Genomic DNA, 5016 nt, shown 5'->3' with positions numbered 1-5016 from the left:
CGACGACGATCTTCGCGGAGGTGGTGGCGCGGGTGGGGGCGGCCGCGTTAGAGCTTGCGAAGTCCACTGAGGACCCTTTCGAGCAGCGTGACGTCGGGCTGGTTTCCGGTTTCGCCGCCGGAAGCGGGCTGGTGGATGGCGACCAGGCCGGCCTCGGCCAGGTCGGCCACGAGGATCCGCGCCACTCCCAGGGGCAGGGAGAGCAGCGCCGAGACCTCGGCCACGGACTTCACCTCGGTGCACAGGGTGCAGATCCGCTGGTGCTCCGGCAGCAGGGTGGACAGTCGCTGCGGATCCACGTCGGCGGAGACGAGCGCCTCCAGGGCGAGCTCGTACCGGGGCCGGGTCCGTCCGCCGGTCATCGCGAACGGGCGGATCAGCGGGCCGCTGTCCGGCTCGTCCTCGTAGTCGTCGTACCCGGACCGGGACGGTCCGCCGGGCTGCTGCCCGGACGGCTGCCCGGCAGCCGGTCCGCGACCGCGGAGGTGACCGGACTGCTGCCCGCCCGCCCCGCCCGGATAGCCGGCCGGAGGAGCGTCGTACGAGGGCTGGGGCTGGGTGTACTGGTCGTACTGCCCCGGCGGGTACGGCTGGCCGTAGGCCGGCTGTCCGTAGGGACGGCCGTGCTGCTGGCCCTGCTGCTGGCTTTGCTGCTGCTGGCCGGGGAGCGGCTGGCCGTACTGCTGACCGTGGCCGACGACGCCGGGTGTTCCGAAGGCGTCGTGGCCCGTGCCAGGGTACGGAACGCCGTACTGGCCGCTGCGGTCGTCGGGCGGTGTCACGGTTCCTCTCCTCACAAGGTGCGGCGGTGCGGTGCGAGCATCTCGACCACGGTCTGGTTGACCTCGCCGCCCTCGAAGATCCGGCTGGCGCCGGTCGTGAGGGAGGTGAGGCCGGAGGCGACGGCGGCGAGCTGGTCTGCGCGGTCGCGAGGGAAACCCTCCGACATGCACAGCAGGAGGCCGTCCGCGGAGACCACCACCGTGTGCGACACCCCAGGGGTGTTGTCCACGAAATTGGTGATCAGCCAGTTCAGGTTCTGTGCGGCCTGGCTCATCTGACTCAACTCAACGCTCCTGGTGGTTCGAGCCGCCGAAGAGATCGGTGCTGCGATTCTGCTGTCCGTTGCCGGACGGGTCTACCTGATCGGGGTCGATCCGGAAGCTTCCGGTACTGCCGGCGCTGCGGCCCTGCTCGACGCCGCGGCGCAGGTTGGTGAGACGGCCGCGGACCTCCTCGGGCGCGCGGGACACCTGCGGACCGTCCTGCGGGGTGGGCTGGGCGTTGCCCGGCACCAGGTTCTGCTTGGGCACGCGCCGGGGCAGGCCGGCCTGGGTGGTGCCGCTGGAGGAGGGCTCGCGGAGCTTCTCCGCCCGCTGCCAGTCGCCGTCGTTGGGCGACTGCCAGGTCTGGCCGCCGGCCGCGGTCGGGCCGGTGGGCCCGTAGCCGCCGAGGGCGGACACGTCGTGGCTGCCGCGGGGCTCGGCCGGACCGGACGAGGTGTCCTTGGCGCCGGCGAACCAGTTGGGCGTCTCGCCGCTCTCCTGCGGGCCGGACGGGAACCCGCCGCCGGCCAGCTGCTGGCCGGGGCGGCGCTGCGGCAGCCCGGACGGCAGGGTGGCCGAGCCGTTGTCGGCGGCGGCCGGGAGGGCCGGCTGCTCCGGGGCGTACGGGTGGCCCGCCGGGGCCTCCTCGGCGTAGCTCTCGCCGGCGTAGCCGGAGCGGTCGTAGCCGTCGCCCTGGCCGTACTCGTCCGGCCGGCCGTACTGGTCGTAGCCCTGCTGCGGGTACTGGGCGTAGCCGTCCTGCTGGCCGTAACCGTCCTGCTGGCCGTATCCGTCCTGCTGGTACCCGGCGTCCTGGCCGTACTCGTCCTGCTGGTAGCCGTACTGGTCGTCGGCGTAGCCGGACTGCTCGTAGCCCTGCTGCGGGTACTGCGCGTCCTGGCCGTAGTCCTCGTCGTTGCGACGGCCGTACGCCGGGTACTCGTCCTCGACCTCGGCGTCCAGCACCTGCCGGTCGCCCTCCGGGCCGGACTCCAGCGCGGCGCGGCGGACCTGGTCCAGGCGCTGGGAGCGCTGGACGGCCTCCAGGGCCGGGCTGAAGCCGCTGGAACCGGTGCCGTTGTGGCCGGTGAGGTGGTCGTCGAAGCCGAGTTCGGCGGCGCTGCGGGCCTGGTCCCGGTCGGGGGCCCACTCGGCGGCGGGCTCCTGGTCGGCGAAGATCCGGGAGACGGTGAACTGCTCCTCGGGCTCCGGCGCCGCGGCCATCTGGGTCAGGAACGGCGGCAGCATGACCAGCGAGGTGGTGCCCGCGGACTCGCCGGAGGGGCGGAGCTGGACGCGGACGTCGTGCCGCTGGGACAGCCGGCCGACCACGAACAGGCCCATGCGGCGCGAGATGGTGGCGTCCACCGTGGGCGGCTCGGCCAGCTTCTCGTTGATCTCCGCGAAGTCCTCGGCGGTGAGGCCGATGCCCTTGTCGTGGATCTCGACCAGCACCCGGCCGTCGGGCAGGCGGGTCGCGTTGACCAGCACCCGGGTCTGCGGGCTGGAGAAGGTGGTGGCGTTCTCCAGCAGCTCGGCGAGCAGGTGGACGAGGTCGGTCACGGCGGCGCCGACGACCTCGGCCTCGGGGATGCCGGAGAGCTCGACGCGCTCGTACTGCTCCACCTCGGAGGCGGCGGCGCGCAGGACGTCGACCAGCGGGACCGGGGTGTTCCAGCGGCGGCCGGCCTCCTCGCCCGCGAGGACGAGCAGGTTCTCACCGTTGCGGCGCATTCGGGTCGCGAGGTGGTCCAGCTTGAAGAGGTTCTCCAGCTGGTCCGGGTCGGCCTCGTTGTTCTCCAGGTCCGTGATCAGCGCCAGCTGGCGCTGGATGAGGCTCTGGCTGCGGCGCGACAGGTTGGTGAAGATCGCGTTGACGTTGCCTCGCAGCAGGGCCTGCTCGGCCGCGAGCGCGACCGCCTGCCGGTGGACCTGGTCGAAGGCCCGGGCGACCTCGCCGATCTCGTCCTTGCCGTACAGCGGGATCGGGACGACGTTGGTGTCCACCCGCTCCGGGTCGGTCTTGGAGAGCTTCTCGACCAGCTCGGGCAGACGGTGGTCGGCGATGTCGAGCGCGGCGCTGCGCAGGGTGCGCATGCCGAGGATCATCGAGCGGGCCACGTAGCCGGTGAGCACACCGGCGAGGACCAGCGCGACGATGACGATCAGCGAGTTGAGGATGGCGTCGAAGCGCGCGTTGTCGCGCAGGTCGGCGGCGTCCGCGAGCACGTCGTCCAGCAGCACGACCTCGGTGGCGCGGAGGCTGGAGATGTGGGTGTTGGCGGCCTGGTTCCAGTTCTCCGGGGTGAGGCCGGCGTCCTTGGCCTCCTTGTACGCCCGGTCGGCCACCTCGCGGCCCTGGGACTGCCCGTTGGCGGCGGCCTGGGTGTAGGCGGCACCGATGTTGAGCAGGCCGCCCATGGTCGGGGCGCTGCCGTTGGGCATCCGGTACGCGGTCCGCTGGTCGGCGTTGGCCTGGGCGACCTGGGCGTCGGCGTACTTCTTGGCGTCCTCGGGGGCGCTGCCGGTGTTGAACTCGGAGAGCGCGGTCTGCTCCAGGCGCTGGGCGACCAGCAGCTGCTGGATGAGGTCGACGTTCTCGTAGCGCGTGGTCTTCTGGGCGGCGATGCCGACCAGGAGCTGCAGCATGAGGGCGCGCTGGGTCGAGGCGGAGGCCTTGGCCAGCGACATCGCGTAGATCGAGCGGCCCTTGCTGGTGAGGTTGCTGGAGCCGAGGCCGACCGAGTTGTCGTAGGCGAGCAGCGGGGCGAACATCACCGAGTAGGCGCTGACGGTCGCGGAGGCGAACAGCGTGTCGCTGTAGGCGGTGGCGCGCAGCTGGGGCAGGAAGACGACCATCTGCTGGAACGCGTCGTGGCGCCGGGGGAGCTCGCCGGACTTGTCGCTCGCCTCGTAGGCCGCGTTGTACGACTTGAGGGCGGCGTCGGTGGTCGAGCGCGCCTTGGTGACGTCGTTGTTCGGGTCCTGCTTGGTGATCAGGGGTATGAGCGTCTTGTCGCGCTCGCTCTCCAGTGCCTCGGAGAGCTCGGTGGCGGCCTTGGCGAGGGCCGCGGTGCGCTGGGCGCGGTCGGCCTTGACGAAGCCGTCGATCGAGGTGTTGACGCGCAGGCCACCGAAGACCAGGGCGATGATGACCGGGATCAGCAGAATCGCGATCAGACGGGCCGGCACGCGCCAGTTGCGCGGCCGCACGAAGTCGTACCGGCTGCTCTTCGGCCCGGCGCCGTCCGTGCCCTGGCCGCTGCCGGACCCGAGGACCGGGGCGCCCGTGGGGCGGTCCTTCCCGGTGCCGGGCGGCTGCGGTGCCGGGGCGGCCTGGGGCCGCTCCTCGGTCGGGGTGAACGCCGAGAACCCGCCGGGTTCCGGTGCCGTGCCGTTCGGCTCGCTCTGGCGGGGCTCGGAGCGCCGCTGCGGGGCGACCTGCTGCTTACGCCTCACTCGACAACTACCTCTCGGCCGACAGGCGGCCATGGATCAATCCAGCGCTACCCCCGGTGGCCGCGCGCTCCGGGGAGCGGAGCGACAGCCGTACGGGATCCAGGGGTAGCTGGAATTTCAGCACGTGCAGGGATGGGGGACAAACAGCTGCTGGTGGGCGCTGTGTGCGGTGCAATTTAGGACATTCGCCGACAACTTGGAGCAAAACTGTGGTCTTCTGGCGCTGAGCGACGCTGATTCGCTACAAACAGTCATTGTTGATCACGAAATGCCTACCGAACTGTTATCCGCTGCTTATGCGAGGGTCTTGCGCGTGGCGCCCGGACGACACCTCCCCGCAAGCGAACGCGCCCCGGCACCCCGCCGGTGGGACGGGGTGCCGGGGCCGCCGACCTGGGACTCCGCTCAGCGGAGCCGGGCGAGGAGGGCGTGTTCGACGAGGGTGATGAGGGCGCTCTTGGCGCTGTCGCGTCGTCGGGCGTCGAGGGTGATGACGGGGGTTTCGGTGCTG

General features: G+C 71.6%; 2 protein-coding genes and 2 pseudogenes. All 4 read right to left on the bottom strand.

Features of this window, described 5'->3' with window-relative positions; genetic code table 11:
* Positions 1–47: 47 nt before the first annotated feature.
* A complete protein-coding gene (locus tag IF01_RS46550) occupies positions 48–782 on the bottom strand; it encodes a DUF742 domain-containing protein (RefSeq protein ID WP_078880774.1) in 735 nt (244 codons plus the stop codon).
* A 38-nt stretch (positions 783–820) separates the two neighbouring features.
* A pseudogene (locus IF01_RS0140625) lies at positions 821–1057 on the bottom strand (roadblock/LC7 domain-containing protein); the annotation flags it as partial.
* Positions 1058–1067: 10 nt separating this feature from the next.
* Entirely contained in the window at positions 1068–4505 is a 3438-nt protein-coding gene (locus IF01_RS51310; protein WP_051757220.1) for a nitrate- and nitrite sensing domain-containing protein, read from the bottom strand.
* A 405-nt stretch (positions 4506–4910) separates the two neighbouring features.
* Positions 4911–5016 (bottom strand): annotated as a pseudogene (locus IF01_RS0140615) (ATP-binding protein); the annotation flags it as partial.

Origin of the sequence: Kitasatospora purpeofusca, from assembly GCF_000718025.1 — a bacterium.
Taxonomy (GTDB): domain Bacteria; phylum Actinomycetota; class Actinomycetes; order Streptomycetales; family Streptomycetaceae; genus Kitasatospora; species Kitasatospora purpeofusca.
Note: the sequence above shows the minus strand (reverse complement) of the source record. Positions and strands in the feature narration are given on the sequence as shown.